Consider the following 16,181-nt stretch of genomic DNA (forward strand, 5'->3'; position numbering starts at 1 on the left):
CGCGCGCCCGGCCGCCACGACCGTCGCGCCACCGCCGCCGGCGACCGTGGTCGCGCCCGTCGTGGAGGTCACCCCGGCGCCGTCCGCAACGAGCACCGTGAGCACCACACGCACCCGCACCACGACGAGCCGCACGCGCTCGGCGGTGACCACCCGCGAAACCGACAGCGACGAGGTGGCCCGGCAGCGGGCGATGGAACCGCACCCCCGCCCGCCGCTGAGCACCTACACCCCGTCCACTGAGGACACGAGGCCGCCGATCGTCATCGGCCCGACCTCGACGGTCCGGACGACGCGCTCCTGAGCCGCCGGATATAAGTCGTTATACGGCGTCCGGGCGCACGATCATCACCGGGCACTGCGCGTGGTGGACGAGCGCCTGGCTGGTCGATCCCAGCAGCAGGCCGCGGAACCCGCCCCGGCCGCGGCTGCCGACCACGACCAGCTGCGCCCGCGTGCTCCAGCTGAGCAGCTGGTGCCGCGGCCGGTCCCGCGCGACGACCCGCTCCACGACCACGTCCGGGTACTTCTCCTGCCACCCCGCCAGCTGCTCGGCCAGCAGCCGCTGCGCGTCCTGCTCGATCTCGGGCCAGTCGACCAGGAACGGCACCGTGCCCGGATGCCCCGCGACGTCGGCGTCGGCCCACACGTGCACCGCGACCAGCGGCACACCGCGCCAGGACGCCTCCTCGAACGCCGTGGCGAGCGCGCGTTCGCTGGTGGCGCTGCCGTCGACGCCCGCCACCACCGGCCCCGTCGCCTCGTCCCGGCCGCGGACCACCACCACCGGGCAGCGGGCGTGCGCGGCGACCTCGACGGTCGTCGAGCCCACCACCATCCCGGTGAAACCGCCGGTGCCGGAACAGCCCAGCACCACCGTGCGGGCCGTGCGGGAGGCCTCGATCAACGCGACCGGACCGGCTTCCTGCAGCTTCCCGGCGGTGACCGTCAGCTCGGGCCCGCCGATCTCCCGCGCGGTGCGCACGGCGGCGGCGAGCAGGTCGTCGGCCGCCTTCACGAACGCTTCGTAGGCCTCGTGCAGCACCGGCAGCCCAGCGCCGTAGAAGCCGGCCATCGGGGCGAACCCGTGCACGATGTGCAGCGGCTCGTGGCGCCGCGCGGCCGTGCGCGCCGCCCAGCGCAGCGCCCGGTCCGCCTCGTCCGAGCCGTCCACGCCGACGACGATCGCGTTGCTGTCCATCAGTTCCTCCACCAGATCGGTCCGGAACCGACGCTAGGCGAGCGCGCCCGCCACGACAGCGGGCCATGGTCACCGGCGGCGGGGACTTCCGTCCCTCACCGGGCCGCCGCGATGGCCTCCCGCACCATCTCCGGCGCGACGTCGGCGGCCCGCTCCCGGAACCCGCTCGCGTACAGCCCGTCGATGATCAGCCACACCCGGTCCGCCAGGCCCTCCGGATCGGCCACGCCGGTCTCCCGCGCCAGGCGGCCGACCAGCTCGCGCGTCTGCTCCAGGTACTCGCGCGCCATCCGCTCCGGCTGCTCGTCACCGGCCGGGAACTCGGTGAGCAGGTTGCGGAACGGGCAGCCGCGGAAGTCCGGCCGCCGCATCCGCCCGGCGACCTCCGCGACCAGCGCCACCAGCCGGTCGGCCGGGTCGTCGCCCGCGTCGCGCAGCGCCGCGGCCTCGGTGCGGTCCCGCCACTCCCGGAACCGGCCGAGGTAGGCCGCGACCAGGTCGGTCTTGCTGGGGAAGTGCGCGTAGAGCAGGTTCTTCCCGCAGCCGACCTCGCCGATGATCCGGCTCATCCCGACCGCGCGGATCCCCTCGGTGTAGAAGAGTGCGGTCGCCACGTCGAGGATCCGCTCCCGCGTTCCCGGTGCTGCCGTGCGTGCCATGTGTCGAGGATAACGGACCGATCGGTCCGTGCGCCGTTGACAGGCCTGTGATCAGCGGCGCATGCTCGGACCGACCGGTCCGGGACCGATCGGTCCGCAGAAGGGAGCACACCATGAGGGACGCCGTCATCGTCGAGGCCGTCCGCACCCCCGTCGCCAAGGGCAAGCCGACCGGCGCCTACGCCGCGGTGCACCCCGTCGAGCTGCACGCCCACGTGCTGCGCAGCGCCGTGGAACGCGTGCCGGGACTCGATCCGTCCGAAGTGGACGACGTCATCGGCGGCGCCGTCGGCCAGGTCGGCGAGCAGAGCGGGAACACCACCCGGTTCGCGGCGCTGGCCGCGGGCTTCCCCGAATCGGTCGCCGGCGTCACCGTCGACCGCCAGTGCGGCAGCAGCCAGCAGGCGCTCAGCTTCGCCGCGCAGGGGATCGTCGCGGGCGCCTACGACATCGTCCTCGCCTCCGGTGTCGAGTCGATGAGCCACGTGCCGATCGGCAGCTCGGCCAACGTCGACGGCGTGCGGGCCGACGTGTGGGGCCCATCGGTCGAGAAGCGCTACCCCGGCGGGCTCATCCCGCAGGGCGTGGCGGCCGAGCTGATCGCCCGCAAGTGGAACCTGTCCCGCACGCAGCTGGACGAGTTCGCGGTCACCAGCCACGAGCGGGCGGCCGCCGCGTGGCGTGACGGCCACTTCGCGGGCCAGGTCGCGCCGCTGAAGGTCACCGCCGCCGACGGCACGGTCACGCAGCTGGACGTCGACGAAACCATCCGGCCCGGGACCAGCCTGGAGGTGCTGGCCGGGTTGCGCCCGGCGTTCGCGCACGAGCACTGGACCGCGCGGTTCGGCGAGATCGACTGGAAGGTCACCGCGGGCAACTCCAGCCCGGTCAACGACGGCGCGGCCGCTCTCGTGCTCACCACCAGCGAGATCGCACGGCAGCGCGGGTGGCGGCCGCGGGCGCGGATCCACACCGCGACGGTCACCGGCGACGACCCGATCTACATGCTGACCGGCATCATCCCGGCCACCGCGAAGGTGCTCGCGCGCGCCGGACTGTCTGTTTCGGACATCGACGCGTTCGAGGTCAACGAGGCGTTCTCCTCGGTCGTGCTCGCCTGGCTCGCCGAGACCGGCGCCGATCCGGCGAAGGTCAACGTCGACGGCGGCGCGATCGCGATCGGGCACCCGCTGGGCGCGAGCGGCGCGCGGCTGGCCACCACCCTGCTCGGGGTGCTGGAGCGCACCGGCGGCCGGTTCGGCCTGCAGACCATGTGCGAGGCCGGCGGCACGGCCAACGCGACCATCATCGAAAGGATTTGAGGACAGTGGAAATCGCCGGTTCGATCGCGCTCGTGACGGGCGCCAACCGCGGTCTCGGCCGCGTGCTCACGACAGCTCTCCTCGACCGCGGCGCGAAGACCGTCTACGCGGCGGCCCGAAACCCGGAGAGCATCACCGATCCGCGGCTGACGCCGGTCCGGCTCGACGTCACCGACCCCGCGTCGGTCGCGGCGGCGGCGGAGCTCGCGGGCGACGCCACGCTGGTGATCAACAACGCGGGGGTCGGCAGCAACGGCTCGCTGCTGACCGCGCCGGACCTGGACGCGGCCCGGAAGGTGCTGGAGACCAACTTCTTCGGCCCGGTCCACGTCTCGCGTGCGTTCGCGCCGGTCCTCGGCCGCAACGGCGGCGGCGCGCTGGTCAACGTGCTGTCGGTGCTGTCCTGGGTGGCGCTGCCGGCGGCCGCGGACTACAGCGCGGCGAAGGCGGCCGCGTGGTCGTTCACCAACTCCGCCCGCTGGGAACTGCGCGGGCAGGGCACGCTGGTGGTCGGGGTGCACGTCGGGTACATGGACACCGACATGGCCGCGCACGTCGACGGGCCGAAGGTGGCGCCGGAGGACCTCGCGCGGCAGGTGCTGGACGCCGTGGAGAGCGGTCAGGAGGAGGTTCTGGGCGACGAGCTGAGCCGCGGCGTGAAGGCCGGGCTCGCCGGACCGATCGGCGCGTTCGAGCGGTAACCTGCCCCGCATGGGGGGATTCCGGTTCGTGGTGCCCGTTCTGCTGTTCGGGGTGGCGGCGTGCTCGTCGCCGTCGCCGCCCCCACCCGCGCCGCCCGCGGACTGCGCCCGGTACGAGAGCGGGCCGGTGGAGCCGGCGCTCGGGCACCGGGCCGTCGTGCTGACGCTGACGAACTGCGGCACGGCGGCGCGTGCCGTGTCCGGCTACCCGGACGTCCAGGTCCTCGGCCCGGAGGGCGAGGTGCTGGACGTCCGGGTGGAGCGCGGCTCGTCGTACATGGCGATCGACCCCGGGCCGGGAACCTTCGCGCTGGCGCCCGGAAAGTCCCTGGTGACGGTGGTGTCCTGGGCGAACACGGTGACCGACGGCGACGTCGTGACCGGCTCGGCGCTCACCGTGGCGTCGAAGCCCGGCGAAGCGCCGCGACAGCGGACCTGGGCACGACGGGCGAGATCACGGTGACCGCCTGGGCGACGGAGCCGGCCCGCTAGACGCGAACCTCGTCGCGCGCCACCGTCCACGCGCGGGCCTGCTCGCTGATCGTCACGCCCAGCCCGGGGCGGCCGGAGAGGTGCATGCGCCCGCCGGAGATCTCCAGGTGCTCGTCGAACAGCGGGTCCAGCCATTCGAAGTGCTCGACCCACGGCTCGCGCGGGTAGGCGGCCGCCAGGTGGATGTGGACCTCCATCGCGAAGTGCGGCGCCAGCCCGAGGTGCGCGTGGTCGGCCAGCGCCATGACCTTGAGGAACTGGGTGATGCCGCCGACGCGCGGCGCGTCCGGCTGCACGATGTCCGCGCCGCGGGCCCGGATCAGCTCGGCGTGCTCCCCCGCGCTCGCGAGCATCTCGCCGGTCGCGATCGGCGTGTCGAACGCCGCCGACAACTGCGCGTGCCCCTCGAAGTCGTAGGCGTCCAGCGGTTCCTCGATCCACACCAGGTCCAGCGGCTCCAGCGCGCGGCACATGCGCCGCGCCGCCGCGCGGTCCCACTGCTGGTTGGCGTCGACCATCAGCGGGACGTCGCCGATCTTCTCGCGCACCGCCGTCACCCTGGCCAGGTCGACCTCGTGCGACGGGTGGCCCACCTTGATCTTGATGCCGCCGATGCCCCGATCGACCGACTCGGCGGCGCGCTCGACGACCTCCTCGATCGGCACGTGCAGGAACCCGCCGGAGGTGTTGTAGCAGCGCACCGAATCCCGGTGCGCGCCGAGCAGTTTCGCCAGCGGCAGACCGGCCCGCTTGGCCTTGAGATCCCACAGCGCGACGTCGAACGCCGCGATCGCCTGCACGGACAGACCACTGCGCCCGACCGACGCGCCCGCCCACACCAGCTTGTCCCAGATCTTGGCGATGTCACTGGGATCCTCGCCGAGCAGCACCGGCGCGATCTCACGGGCGTGCGCGAACTGGCCGGGGCCGCCCGCCCGCTTCGAATAGCTGAACCCGACGCCCTCCAAACCGTTCTCGGTGGTGATCTCGGCGAACAGCATCGCCACCTCGGTCATCGGCTTCTGCCGCCCGGTGAGGACCTTCGCGTCGCTGATCGGGGTCGCCAGCGGCAGCGTCACGGACGAGATCCGGACGCGGCTGACGCGGTCGAGGGTGGCGCTCATGCGGTCTGCTCCCTGGTGTCGAACTCGATGCGCTTGATCTTGCCCATCACGGCGAACCCGATGAGGGCGAGGACACCGTGCGCGGCGACGAACCACAGCGCGGTGTCGAAGGAACCGGTGGCCTGCACGGTGTAGCCGATGACGATCGGCGTGACGATGCCCGCCGCGTTGCCGAAGGCGTTCATCGTGGAGCCGACGAAGCTGGTCGCCTGCGGCGGCGCGATGTCGGTGGTGATCGCCCAGCCGAGCGCGCCGAGCCCCTTGCCGAAGAACGCCAGCGTCATGATCGCGACGATCAGCGCGCTGCTGTCGGTCAGGCTGCACAGGGCGATGCTGGTGGCCAGCGCCATCCCGGTCACGGACGGGATCTTGCGCGCCGCGGTGAGCGAGGCCCCGCGGCGCAGCAGGGCGTCCGAGACGAACCCGCCCGCCAGTCCGCCGGCGAACCCGCACAGCGCCGGCAGCGCGGCGACGAAACCGACCTCCAGCAACGACAGCCCGCGCCCCTCGACCAGGTAGACCGGGAACCACGTGATGAAGAAGTAGGTGAGCGCGTTGACCGCGTACTGCGAGATGTAGACGCCCCACAGCGGCCGCGTGGAGAAGATCTTCGCGATCGTGCGCCGGTCCAGCGGGGCGCGTTGTTCGGCCCGGGTGCGCGCGTCGTCGAGGTCGACCAGCGCGCCGCCGGTGGTCATGGTGTCCAGTTCGGCGGCGGTCACGCGGCGGTGGTGGCGCGGCGAGTCCATCCAGCGCGACCACACCACGGCGAGCGTCAGCCCGAGCACGCCGAGCATGACGAACACCCAGCGCCAGCCGAACTCGTGCGTGATCCACCCCATCACCGGGGCGAACAACGCGGTCGCGAAGTACTGCGCGGAGTTGAACACCGCGGTGGCGCGTCCGCGCTCGGCGGTCGGGAACCAGGTGGTCGCCACGCGCGCGTTCGCCGGGAACGCCGGCGACTCGAACACGCCCAGCAGCAGCCGGAGCGCGAACACGATGGTGACCGCGACCAGCACCGGCGTGGTGATCAGGCCGACCAGGCTGATGGCGGCGGTCACGACCGTCCACAGCGCGAGGCTGAGCGCGTAGATCCGGCGTGCGCCGAAGCGGTCCAGCAGCACGCCGCCGGGCAGCTGCCCGAGCACGTACGCCCAGCTGAAGGCGGAGAAGATGTAGCCGAGCTGGACCGTGCTGAAGCCGAGCTCGGCCGAGATGCTGCTGCCGGTGATCGACAGGCTGCTGCGGTCGGCGTAGTTGATCGCGGTGATGATGAAGATCAGGGTGAGAACCAGGTACCTGGTGGGAATGCGGCGGCGTCCGGTCGCGGTGCTCGCCACCGCCGGCGCCGTCTCGGTTTCCGACATCGTCGTCCTCCTGCGTTGGAGCGTGTCAGGAGGTTAGGGCGGCTCACTGATGCCCGTCCAAGACTGTTTGGACATGGCGCGATACCCGGACGGTATCGCTCACTCCAGCACCGCCAGCACGGTGCTCAGCGCCGGGTTCGTCGATTCGCGCGACCACAACAGGTTCAGCTCGACGGGCTGGTCCGGGAGGCCGTCGATCTCGGCCCACGCCACCCCCTCGATCTGCATGCGGGTGGCCGATTCCGGCACGAACGCGATGCCGCGCCCGGCCGCGACGAGCCAGATCATCGTCTGGATCTGGCTGACCTCGTGGACGACGTTGCGGTGCGCGACCGGGATCAACCGGACGATCAGGTCGTAGAAGTACCGCGCCTTGACCGGCGAGTGCATGATCAGCGGCTCCCTGGCGAGTTCGGCTGCGGGCACCGGCCCGGTGCCGGCCAGCCGGTGCCGGGCCGGCACGCACAGCACGAGCCGTTCGCGGTGCAGCGGGCGCGAGGCGAAGGTCGCGGTGTCGAACGGCGGGCGCGCCAGCCCGAGGTCGATCTCGCCGTTGGCCAGCGCGGCGACCTGTTCCCCGGTGACCATTTCGGACAGTTCCACGCGCAGGTCCGGCAACTGCCCGGCGATCGTGTTGAGCACGCGGCCGAGCACCCCGAAGGCCGAGGCCCCGGTGAAGCCGATGCGGATCGAGCCTGCCCGGCCCGCGGCGATGCGCCGTGCCAGGTCGGGGGCGCGCCCGGCGAGCGCGAGCAGCCGCCGCGCGTCGACCAGGAACGCCTCCCCGGCGGCGGTGAGCCGCACACCGCGGCTGTCCCGGTCCAGCAGCTGCGCGCCGACCGCCCGCTCCAGCTTCTGGATCTGGCGGCTCAGCGGGGGCTGGGTCATGGACAGGCGCTCGGCGGCGCGGCCGAAATGACGCTCCTCGGCGACGGCGACGAAGCCCTCGAGCTGGCCGAACGAGAACTCCATGCCGGGAAGGTATCACCGGATGCAAGAACGGTGTTGGACTGGTATCGCTGCGGGCACCTACCGTCGGGGAGCCGGACACCCCCGTTCCCCCGAGAGGTCACCGATGTCCTCCCTCCCCGCCAGCGGTCCGCTGGACACCGCGGTCGGCAAGGTCTTCCGCCGCGTGGTCCCGCTGTTCGTCGTGATGCTGATCTGCAACCAGCTCAACCGCTCGAACATCGGGTACGCCCAGGAGCACCTCGAAGCCGACGTCGGCATCGGCGCGGCCGCCTACGGCCTCGGCGCCGGCCTGTTCTTCATCGCCTACGCGATCTTCGAACTGCCCAGCAACATGCTGATGGAGCGCTACGGGCCGAAGATCTGGCTGACCCGGATCATGGTCAGCTGGGGCCTGGTGTCCGCCGCGATGGCGTTCGTCCAGGGGCCGGCGTCGTTCTACGTGCTGCGCTTCCTGCTCGGCGCCGCCGAAGCCGGGTTCTTCCCCGCCATCATCTACTTCTTCTCCCGCTGGCTGCCCTCGTCGCACCGCGGCCGGGCCACCGCGTTGTTCGTGGCGGGCTCGTCGATCGCCGCCGCGTTGTCCGGTCCGCTGTCCGGGCCGCTGCTGTCGCTGCACGGCTTCCTCGGCGCGGCGGGCTGGCAGTGGCTGTTCGGGCTGGAGGGCCTGCTGTCGGTCGTGGTAGGCCTGATCGCCTACACCCGGCTGGACAGCCGGATCACCGACGCGAAGTGGCTGACCGGGCCGGAGCAGCACGCACTGGCCGCGGCCATCGAGCAGGAGGACGAGGCGCGCCGGTCCACCGCCACCGGCCGGGTGTCGCGCTGGCGCCTGCTGGTGCAGCCGCAGATCCTGGTCTTCTGCGTGATCTACTTCGCGATCCAGCTGTCCATCTACGCGAACACGTTCTGGCTGCCGAACATCGTCCGCCGCATCGAGGGCACCAACGACATCACCGTCGGGCTGCTGTCGTCGCTGCCGTGGATCTGCGCGGTGGTCGCGATGTACTTCACCGGGCGCGCCTCGGACCGGCTGGGCCGCAGCAAGCCGCTGCTGGTCGGCGCGCTCGTCGTCGCCGCGGCGGGCACCTACCTCGCGGCGGTGGTGTCCCCCGTGCTCGCGCTGGTGTTCTTGTGCGTCGCGGCGATGGGCTTCAAGAGCGCCAGCCCGCTGTTCTGGACCATCCCGCAGGGCAGCGTGCACCCGCTGGCGCTGGCGTCCGCGGTGGCGATCATCAACTCGCTCGGCAACCTCGGCGGGTTCGTCGCGCCCTACGGCTTCGGCCTGATCAAGGAGGCGACCGGCGAGGTGACCTGGGGCCTGTACGCCCTGGCCGCCGCGTGCCTGGCCGCCGCCGTCCTCGTGCTGTTCCTGCGCCGCGACCGCGTCGTGGCGCCCCCGGTAACCCTCCGAGAAACCGCTGGAGACAAGTCATGACGTTCACCCCGACCGAGCTCGCCCGGCGGCTGGGCTCAGGCCTGCTGTCGTTCCCGGTCACGCACTTCGACCGCGAGCTGAACTTCGACGAGCCCGCCTACCGCGACAACATCGCCCGGCTGGGCAAGTACGAAGTGGCCGGGCTGTTCGCGGCGGGCGGGACCGGGGAGTTCTTCTCGCTCACCCCGTCCGAAGTGGACCGTGTGGTGCGGGCCGCGGTGGCGAGCGCCCCGGAGGACACGCCGATCGTCGCCCCGGCCGGGCAGAGCACCGCGGCCGCGGTCGAGTTCGCCCGCGCCGCCGAGCGGGCCGGTGCGGACGGCCTCCTGCTGTTCCCGCCCTACCTCACCGAGGCGCCCCAGGACGGCCTCGCCGCGCACGTGCGCGCGGTCTGCGCGGCCACCTCGCTCGGTGTGATCGTCTACAGCAGGGCCAACGCGAAGTACACCGCGGAGACCGTGGCCGACCTGGCGGAGAGCTGCCCGAACCTGGTCGGCTACAAGGACGGCGTCGGCGACGTCGAGGCCATCACGAAGATCCACGCGCGGCTCGGCGACCGGCTCACCTACATCGGCGGGCTGCCCACCGCCGAGACGTTCGCGCTGCCCTACCTGGAGCTGGGGGTCACGACCTACTCGTCGGCGATCTTCAACTTCGTGCCCGAGTTCGCGCTCGCCTTCTACGCCGCGGTGCGCGCCGAGCGGCGCGACGACGTGCGGCGCATGCTGAAGGAGTTCGTCCTGCCCTACGTCGAGATCCGCAACCGGAAGGCCGGGTACGCGGTGAGCATCGTCAAGGCGGGCATGACCGCGACCGGCCACCCGGCAGGCCCGGTCCGCCCGCCGCTGACCGACCTCGCGCCGGACGAGCTGGCCACCCTGACCGAGTTGATCGAGGGGCTGGCCTGATGCTGACCGGCGAGATGTTCATCGGCGCGGCACGGGTGAGCGGCTCCGGCAAGGAGGTGTTCTCCCGCGACCCGCGCACCGGCGAGGAGCTGGCGCCCGGCTACCGCTACGGCGGCGCGGCGGAGGTCGCGCGCGCGGCGGCGCTGGCCGAGGACGCGTTCGACGTCTACCGCGCCACCGACTCGGCGACGCGGGCGGCGTTCCTGGAGCGGATCGCGGACGAGATCACCGCACTCGCTGAACCGATCGTCGACCGGGCGGTGCGAGAGTCGGGCCTGCCGCAGGCGCGGCTGACCGGCGAGGTCGGCCGCACCACCGGGCAGCTGCGGCTGTTCGCCGCGACACTGCGCGAGGGCAGCTGGCACGGCGCGCGCATCGACCCGGCCCAGCCGGACCGCACTCCCCTGCCGCGCGCGGACATCCGGCAGCGGCGGGTGCCGCTCGGACCGGTCGCGGTGTTCGGCGCGAGCAACTTCCCGCTGGCGTTCTCCGTCGCCGGTGGCGACACGGCGTCCGCGCTGGCCGCGGGCTGCCCGGTGGTGGTCAAGGCGCACGACGCGCACCTCGGCACGTCGGAGCTGGTCGCGTCCGCGGTCCGGGCGGCGGTGGTGGCGTGCGGGCTGCCCGAAGGCGTGTTCTCGCTGCTCGTCGGCGACGGGCCGGAGCTGGGCACGATGCTGGTGACCGATCCGCGCATCCAGGCGGTCGGCTTCACCGGATCGCGGGGCGCGGGGCTGGCGCTGGCCGCCGCTGCGGCCTCGCGGCCGCAGCCGATCCCGGTGTACGCGGAGATGAGCAGCGTGAACCCGGTGGTGCTGCTGCCGGGTGCGCTGGCTTCGCGCGGTGCCGAGCTGGGCACGGCGTTCGTCGGGTCGCTGACGCTGGGCGCGGGCCAGTTCTGCACCAACCCCGGTCTGGTCCTGGCGGTCGAGGGGCCAGGGCTGGACGAGTTCGTCACCGCGGCGGCCGAGGCCGTGCGGGGCGACGCGGGCGGGACGATGCTGACGCTCGGCATCGCCGGTGCGTACGCCGGCGCACGGGACCGGTTGGCCGGTCGTCCCGGTGTCGTCGAGCTGGCGCGCGGCGAGGCGGGTTCGTCGGCCGCTTGTGGTGGCGCGGCACTGCTGGCCGTGGACGGCTCGCGGTTCACGTCCGAGCTGCAGGAGGAGGTGTTCGGCGCGACCTCCCTGGTGGTGCGGTGCGCCGACCAGGCCGAGCTGCTCGGCGTGCTGCGGGCGCTGGAGGGGCAGCTGACGGCGACCGTGCACGCGGTGGAGTCCGACGAGCCGCTGGCCGCCGCGCTGCTGCCGGTGCTGGAGCGCAAGGCCGGGCGGATCCTGTTCAACGGCTGGCCCACCGGTGTCGAGGTCGGGCACGCGATGGTGCACGGCGGCCCGTTCCCGGCGACGTCCGACTCCCGCACCACCTCGGTCGGTTCGCTCGCGATCGAGCGGTTCCTGCGCCCGGTGGCCTACCAGGACGTGCCGGCCGCGCTGCTGCCGCCGGTGCTGCGGGACGGCAACCCGGAAGGCGTGTGGCGCAGGATCGACGGCGAGCTCTCGCGCGACTAGGAAGGCTTCGAGATGACCGTTCCCGTGGTGACCGCGATGCGGGTGGTGCCCGTCGCGGGCCAGGACAGCATGCTGCTCAACCTCAGCGGCGCGCACGCGCCGTTCTTCACCCGGAACCTGGTGGTGCTCACCGATTCCGCGGGCCGCACCGGGGTCGGCGAGGTGCCCGGCGGCGAGCGCATCCGGTCCACTTTGGAGGATTGCGTGCCGCTGGTGGTGCGGCGGCCGGTGAGCCGCCACCACGCGGTGCTGGGCGAGGTGCGGCGCCGGTTCGCCGACCGCGACGCCGGCGGCCGCGGCGCGCAGACGTTCGACCTGCGCGTGACGATTCACGCGGTGACGGCGCTGGAGGCCGCGCTGCTGGACCTGCTCGGGCAGCACCTGGAGGTGCCGGTGGCGGACCTGCTGGGCGAGGGGCGGCAGCGGGACCGGGTGCCGGTGCTGGGTTACCTGTTCTACGTGGGCGACCGGACGCGGACCGACCTGCCGTACCGCGGTGGGTCCGGTGACGGGTGGTTCCGGGTGCGGGACGAGGAGGCGCTGACGCCGGAGGCCGTGGTGCGGCTGGCGGAGGCGGCGCAGGCGCGGTACGGGTTCCGGGACTTCAAGCTGAAGGGCGGGGTGCTGCCCGCCGAGGAGGAGGCGGAGGCGGTGCGGGCGCTCGCCGAGCGGTTCCCGGAGGCGCGGATCACGCTGGACCCCAACGGCGGGTGGCTGCTCGCGGACGCGATCCGGGTCGGCCGGTCGCTGCGGGACGTGCTGTCCTACGCCGAGGACCCGTGCGGCGCGGAGGGCGGCTACTCGGGCCGGGAGACGATGGCAGAGTTCCGGCGCGCGACCGGCCTGCGCACCGCGACGAACATGATCGCCACGGACTGGCGGCAGCTGGGGCACGCGGTGCGGATGGACGCGGTGGACATCCCGCTGGCGGACCCGCACTTCTGGACGATGGCGGGCTCGGTGCGGGTGGCGCAGCTGTGCGACGCGTGGGGCCTGACGTGGGGTTCGCACTCGAACAACCACTTCGACGTGTCCCTGGCGATGTTCACCCACGTGGCGGCGGCCGCGCCGGGCGACATCACGGCGATCGACACGCACTGGATCTGGCAGGACGGGCAGCGCCTGACGACGGACCCGCTGCGCATCAAAGACGGCGAGATCGAGGTGCCGCAGCGGCCGGGGCTCGGGGTGGAGCTGGACTGGGACCAGGTGGAACAGGCGCACGAGCGGTACCGCCGCCACGGCCTGGGCACCCGCGACGACGCGGCGGCGATGCAGTACCTGGTGAAGGGCTGGACCTTCGACCCGAAGCGGCCCTGCCTGGACCGCTGATTCTGCGCCGCTTCCTCCCGCCACCCCGGCTCGACCACGAGCGGCGGCACACCAAGGGCCGCCCCGGGGCGCCCCGCACCACCATGGGCGGCACCCCACCGGCCGCCCCCGGGGCGACCCCGCCCGACCAACACCCAGCCCCACCACGGCTGGCACGCCACGGGCCGCCGCCGGGTCGGCCTGGCCCTGGCACGCCACAGGCTGCTGCTCCGGCCCGGCGGTTTGCCCACCTCCGCCACAGGTGGCACGTCAAGGGCCGCCCGGGGCGACCATCGCCCGGCTTTACCCCGAGTGGCACGTCAGGGCTGCTCCGGGCCGGCCCGCGCCGCCGGCCCGGAGCAGCCCGGCGGGGGCGGCGGCCCCGTCTCGACCGCCGTCTCCGCGCTGGCGCCTCCGTCAGAAACCCTCCACGAACCGGCGCGGCGGCATGCCGCGCACACCCACCTCCGCCCGGTACAGCAGACCGCCGTCGCCGTCCTGGCGGGCGCTCGTCACGTACAGCACGTCCAGGTCCGGCCCGCCGAACACGCAGCTCGTCGGGCACGCCGCCGGCACGTCGACCGTCATCAGGCGCTCCCCGGACACCGGGTCCAGCCGCCACACCTGGCCGGCGCCCCAGATCGCCACCCACAACCCGCCTTCCGCGTCGACCGTCAGCCCGTCCGGCAGCCCGACCCGCGACGACACGTGCCGCAGCACCCGGCGGCCTGACACCTCGCCGGTGGCCGGGCGGTAACGCCACGCCGCGATCTCCCCGGCCGCCGTGTCGACGTGGTACAGCACCTGCCCGTCGGGCGACCAGTCCAAGCCGTTCGACATCCCCAGCCCCCGCACCGCGACCGCCACACTGCGCCCCGCGACGCAGAACAACGCGCCGATCCGCCGGTTGTCGTGCGTGGCCGAACCGGCCCAGCACCGGCCGCGCGGGTCGATCGCGGCGTCGTTCATGCGCGCGCCCGGCTCCAGCGGCAGCTCGATGACCGGCGACGTCCGGCCCGAGCGCGGGTCCAGCCACGCCAGGCCGCGTTCGGTGACCGCCAGCAGGTCGTCGCCGGGGCCGAGTTCGACCGCGCTGACCCGGACGTCCAGCCCGACCGACACCCCCGACCCGGACGGCGTGACGTTGTGCAGCCGCAGGCCGGGGATGTCGACCCAGTACAGGAAGCCCGACGGATCCCACAGCGGCGACTCGCCGAGTTCGCTCACCGCGGTGGTCACGCTCTCAGCCGGGCACAGGACCGGGCTGCGCTCGGAACCGATCATGAGACCTCGACTTCGGTAGGTTTCACTAGCCGAACAGCATATCTCAATCTGCGGATTGCGCTAGCCCCTGAGGCGGGCCGCCAGCTCTCCCCTGCTCCGCACGCCGGCCTTGGCGAAGACGGCCTTGAGGTGGTCCTGCACCGTGTGCGCCGAGATCCCGAGCGCGTCCGCGATGTCCACAGTGGACGAGCCGGTGAGCACCTCGCGGCAGATCTCGCGTTCGCGCGGGGTGAAGCCGTAGGCCGCGAACAGCAGGTCCACCAGCACGTCGCCGCTCGCGCGTTCCAGGGTCACGACGGTTTCGTCGTCGTCGGAGACGAGCCGGGCGGCGCGCAGCAGGATCCACCCGCCCCGTGAATCGCGGATGCGGGCGCCGAACGTGCCGGACGGCGCGGCCCGGGCGCCACTGACCACCGCCCGCACCATGACCGCGAACCGCCCGGGGGCGATGTCGTCGAGTTCGTCGCGCCATGCCCGCGCGGCGGCGGTGGCCGCGCGGGGCTCGCCGTCCGCGGTGACCACGACGATCGCCGGCCGCTCGGGCCCACCGCCGCCCGCGCGAGCGGCGACGCGGGTCGCGCAGGCCAGTGCCGGCGCCACGGCCGTGAGGAACTCGGCCTCGCGGTCGGTGAAGTCGGTCGCGCGGACCATCCCGGCCGCGCCCCAGCACACGCCGTCGACGCGGAAGACCACGCGCAGCTCGTGGTGCAGTCCGAGCGGGCGCCACACGTCGTTGACTCGGCTGCTGCGCTCGCGGTCTCGCCGGGGCAGGTCGGACAGCCGCGCCACCGGCGACGGGCGCCGGGCGAGCTCGGCGAACGTGTGCGGCTCGGTGCCGTCGTACTCGCAGGCGGCGAGCACCGGCTCGAAGTGCGCCGGGATGCGGGCGGCGCCGCTGGTCATCGAGCTGATGACGACGGTGTCCGGGTCGAGCGAGGCCCAGCAGGTCAGGTCGGTGGGCACGACGCGGCCGACCACCTCGATGGCGGCCGCGTGCAGGTCCGCGACACCGAGGCCCGCCTCGGCGAGTGCCGCGATGTCGCGTCGGGCGCCGTGTGCCCGGCCCTCCCACATGCCCGGCAGTATGCGCCCGCGGCGGCGGCCGCGGGTATCCCACATTTCCGGGATGGCCCGGGTGGGTGGCGCGTCGTTGGCTGGCGGCATGAAAACGCACACCAGCACCGCGGGCGAGGGCCAGGAGCTGCACTCGCCCGACGCGATCATCACCGTGAAGGCCGGGGCCGAGCACACGGGCGCCTACGAGCTGTTCGAGGTCGACGCGCCGCGCGGGCCCGCGGTGCCCCCGCACGGGACGCCGTGGCCGAAGGCGTACTACGTGCTGCACGGCCGGATGGCGGTCCTCGTCGACGGCGAGATCCACGACCTCGGGCCGGGCGCGTCCATCACGGTGCCGGCCGGGGCGATGCACACGTTCACCGTGCACACGCCGGCGGTGAAGTTCCTGGCGTTCAGCCCGGGCGCGCGGATGGGCCGCTTCTTCCGCGACGTCGACCAGGCGGTGCCCGCGGACACGCCGGTGGCCGAGGCGGCGCCACTGCTCACCGAGGTGCTGCACCGGCACGGCATCGTGCTGGAGGACTGGCGATGAGCCGCGACACGATGCTTTCCGCCCGCGCACGTGCCATCGCGGCACGCGCTGGCACCGGCACTTCGGCACTGCCCGGCCGCGCACCTGCCACCGCAACACGCGCTGCCACCGGCGGTCCGGCGCTGTCCGGCCGCGCAAGTGCCATCGCGGCACGCGCTGCGACCGGCGGTCCGGCACTGCCCAGCCGCACACCTCCCACCGCAACACGCGCTGCGACCGGCG

16 protein-coding genes are annotated in these 16,181 nt (G+C 73.3%); 9 read left to right on the top strand and 7 right to left on the bottom strand.

Annotated elements, in window-relative coordinates:
- Positions 1–97: 97 nt before the first annotated feature.
- Positions 98–304, top strand: a complete 207-nt coding sequence (locus ABZ193_RS39780) for a hypothetical protein (protein ID WP_354713875.1) — start codon at positions 98–100, stop codon at positions 302–304.
- A gap of 18 nt (positions 305–322) precedes the next feature.
- Here the strand turns inward: ABZ193_RS39780 and ABZ193_RS39785 are convergent, their stop codons facing one another.
- Both ABZ193_RS39785 and ABZ193_RS39790 read right to left on the bottom strand, forming a co-directional pair.
- Positions 323–1,201 carry a universal stress protein gene (locus ABZ193_RS39785; RefSeq protein WP_354713877.1) on the bottom strand — a complete coding sequence of 293 codons (879 nt, stop codon included), beginning with the start codon at positions 1,199–1,201 and terminating at the stop codon, positions 323–325.
- Between the two features lie 95 nt (positions 1,202–1,296).
- The gene (locus ABZ193_RS39790; protein WP_354713879.1) at positions 1,297–1,860 is read right to left on the bottom strand and encodes a TetR/AcrR family transcriptional regulator; all 564 of its coding nucleotides are present in this window, start codon (positions 1,858–1,860) and stop codon (positions 1,297–1,299) included.
- A gap of 113 nt (positions 1,861–1,973) precedes the next feature.
- Here ABZ193_RS39790 and ABZ193_RS39795 point away from each other — a divergent pair, with 113 nt between their 5' ends.
- Genes ABZ193_RS39795 through ABZ193_RS39805 form a run of 3 tightly spaced genes read left to right on the top strand, consistent with a single transcriptional unit; the run spans position 1,974 to position 4,346 of the window.
- Positions 1,974–3,182, top strand: coding sequence for a thiolase family protein (locus ABZ193_RS39795; protein WP_020422611.1), 1,209 nt, complete (start codon positions 1,974–1,976; stop codon positions 3,180–3,182).
- A 5-nt stretch (positions 3,183–3,187) separates the two neighbouring features.
- Positions 3,188–3,883 carry an SDR family oxidoreductase gene (locus tag ABZ193_RS39800; RefSeq protein ID WP_020422612.1) on the top strand — a complete coding sequence of 232 codons (696 nt, stop codon included), beginning with the start codon at positions 3,188–3,190 and terminating at the stop codon, positions 3,881–3,883.
- 10 nt (positions 3,884–3,893) lie between these two features.
- A complete protein-coding gene (locus ABZ193_RS39805) occupies positions 3,894–4,346 on the top strand; it encodes a DUF4232 domain-containing protein (RefSeq protein WP_354713881.1) in 453 nt (150 codons plus the stop codon).
- A gap of 25 nt (positions 4,347–4,371) precedes the next feature.
- Here the strand turns inward: ABZ193_RS39805 and ABZ193_RS39810 are convergent, their stop codons facing one another.
- The 3 genes from ABZ193_RS39810 to ABZ193_RS39820 all read right to left on the bottom strand — a co-directional run bounded on the left by ABZ193_RS39810 (position 4,372) and on the right by ABZ193_RS39820 (position 7,841).
- A complete protein-coding gene (locus tag ABZ193_RS39810) occupies positions 4,372–5,499 on the bottom strand; it encodes a mandelate racemase/muconate lactonizing enzyme family protein (RefSeq protein ID WP_354713883.1) in 1,128 nt (375 codons plus the stop codon).
- The gene (locus tag ABZ193_RS39815; protein WP_237339711.1) at positions 5,496–6,869 is read right to left on the bottom strand and encodes an MFS transporter; all 1,374 of its coding nucleotides are present in this window, start codon (positions 6,867–6,869) and stop codon (positions 5,496–5,498) included. The genes ABZ193_RS39810 and ABZ193_RS39815 overlap by 4 nt, the downstream gene beginning before the upstream one ends.
- Positions 6,870–6,968: 99 nt before the next feature.
- Positions 6,969–7,841 carry a LysR family transcriptional regulator gene (locus tag ABZ193_RS39820; RefSeq protein ID WP_354713885.1) on the bottom strand — a complete coding sequence of 291 codons (873 nt, stop codon included), beginning with the start codon at positions 7,839–7,841 and terminating at the stop codon, positions 6,969–6,971.
- Positions 7,842–7,944: 103 nt separating this feature from the next.
- Here ABZ193_RS39820 and ABZ193_RS39825 point away from each other — a divergent pair, with 103 nt between their 5' ends.
- Genes ABZ193_RS39825 through gudD form a run of 4 tightly spaced genes read left to right on the top strand, consistent with a single transcriptional unit; the run spans position 7,945 to position 13,087 of the window.
- Positions 7,945–9,276, top strand: a complete 1,332-nt coding sequence (locus ABZ193_RS39825) for an MFS transporter (protein ID WP_354713887.1) — start codon at positions 7,945–7,947, stop codon at positions 9,274–9,276.
- On the top strand, positions 9,273–10,184 hold the full coding sequence (kdgD, locus tag ABZ193_RS39830) for a 5-dehydro-4-deoxyglucarate dehydratase (protein WP_020422618.1): 912 nt from the start codon (positions 9,273–9,275) through the stop codon (positions 10,182–10,184). The genes ABZ193_RS39825 and kdgD overlap by 4 nt, the downstream gene beginning before the upstream one ends.
- Positions 10,184–11,755, top strand: a complete 1,572-nt coding sequence (locus ABZ193_RS39835) for an aldehyde dehydrogenase (NADP(+)) (RefSeq protein WP_354713889.1) — start codon at positions 10,184–10,186, stop codon at positions 11,753–11,755. The genes kdgD and ABZ193_RS39835 overlap by 1 nt, the downstream gene beginning before the upstream one ends.
- A 12-nt stretch (positions 11,756–11,767) precedes the next feature.
- Entirely contained in the window at positions 11,768–13,087 is a 1,320-nt protein-coding gene (gene gudD, locus ABZ193_RS39840; protein ID WP_354713891.1) for a glucarate dehydratase, read from the top strand.
- A gap of 396 nt (positions 13,088–13,483) precedes the next feature.
- Here gudD and ABZ193_RS39845 read toward each other — a convergent pair whose 3' ends face one another.
- Positions 13,484–14,350 carry an SMP-30/gluconolactonase/LRE family protein gene (locus tag ABZ193_RS39845; protein ID WP_020422621.1) on the bottom strand — a complete coding sequence of 289 codons (867 nt, stop codon included), beginning with the start codon at positions 14,348–14,350 and terminating at the stop codon, positions 13,484–13,486.
- Between the two features lie 60 nt (positions 14,351–14,410).
- Positions 14,411–15,424, bottom strand: coding sequence for a helix-turn-helix transcriptional regulator (locus tag ABZ193_RS39850; RefSeq protein ID WP_027936561.1), 1,014 nt, complete (start codon positions 15,422–15,424; stop codon positions 14,411–14,413).
- Between the two features lie 88 nt (positions 15,425–15,512).
- On the opposite strand from ABZ193_RS39850, the gene ABZ193_RS39855 reads away from it, so the two are divergent.
- Positions 15,513–15,959, top strand: coding sequence for a cupin domain-containing protein (locus tag ABZ193_RS39855; protein ID WP_020422623.1), 447 nt, complete (start codon positions 15,513–15,515; stop codon positions 15,957–15,959).
- Positions 15,960–16,181: the final 222 nt, after the last annotated feature.

Source organism: Amycolatopsis sp. NPDC006125 (assembly GCF_040614195.1).
Taxonomy (GTDB): Bacteria; Actinomycetota; Actinomycetes; order Mycobacteriales; family Pseudonocardiaceae; genus Amycolatopsis_E; species Amycolatopsis_E tucumanensis.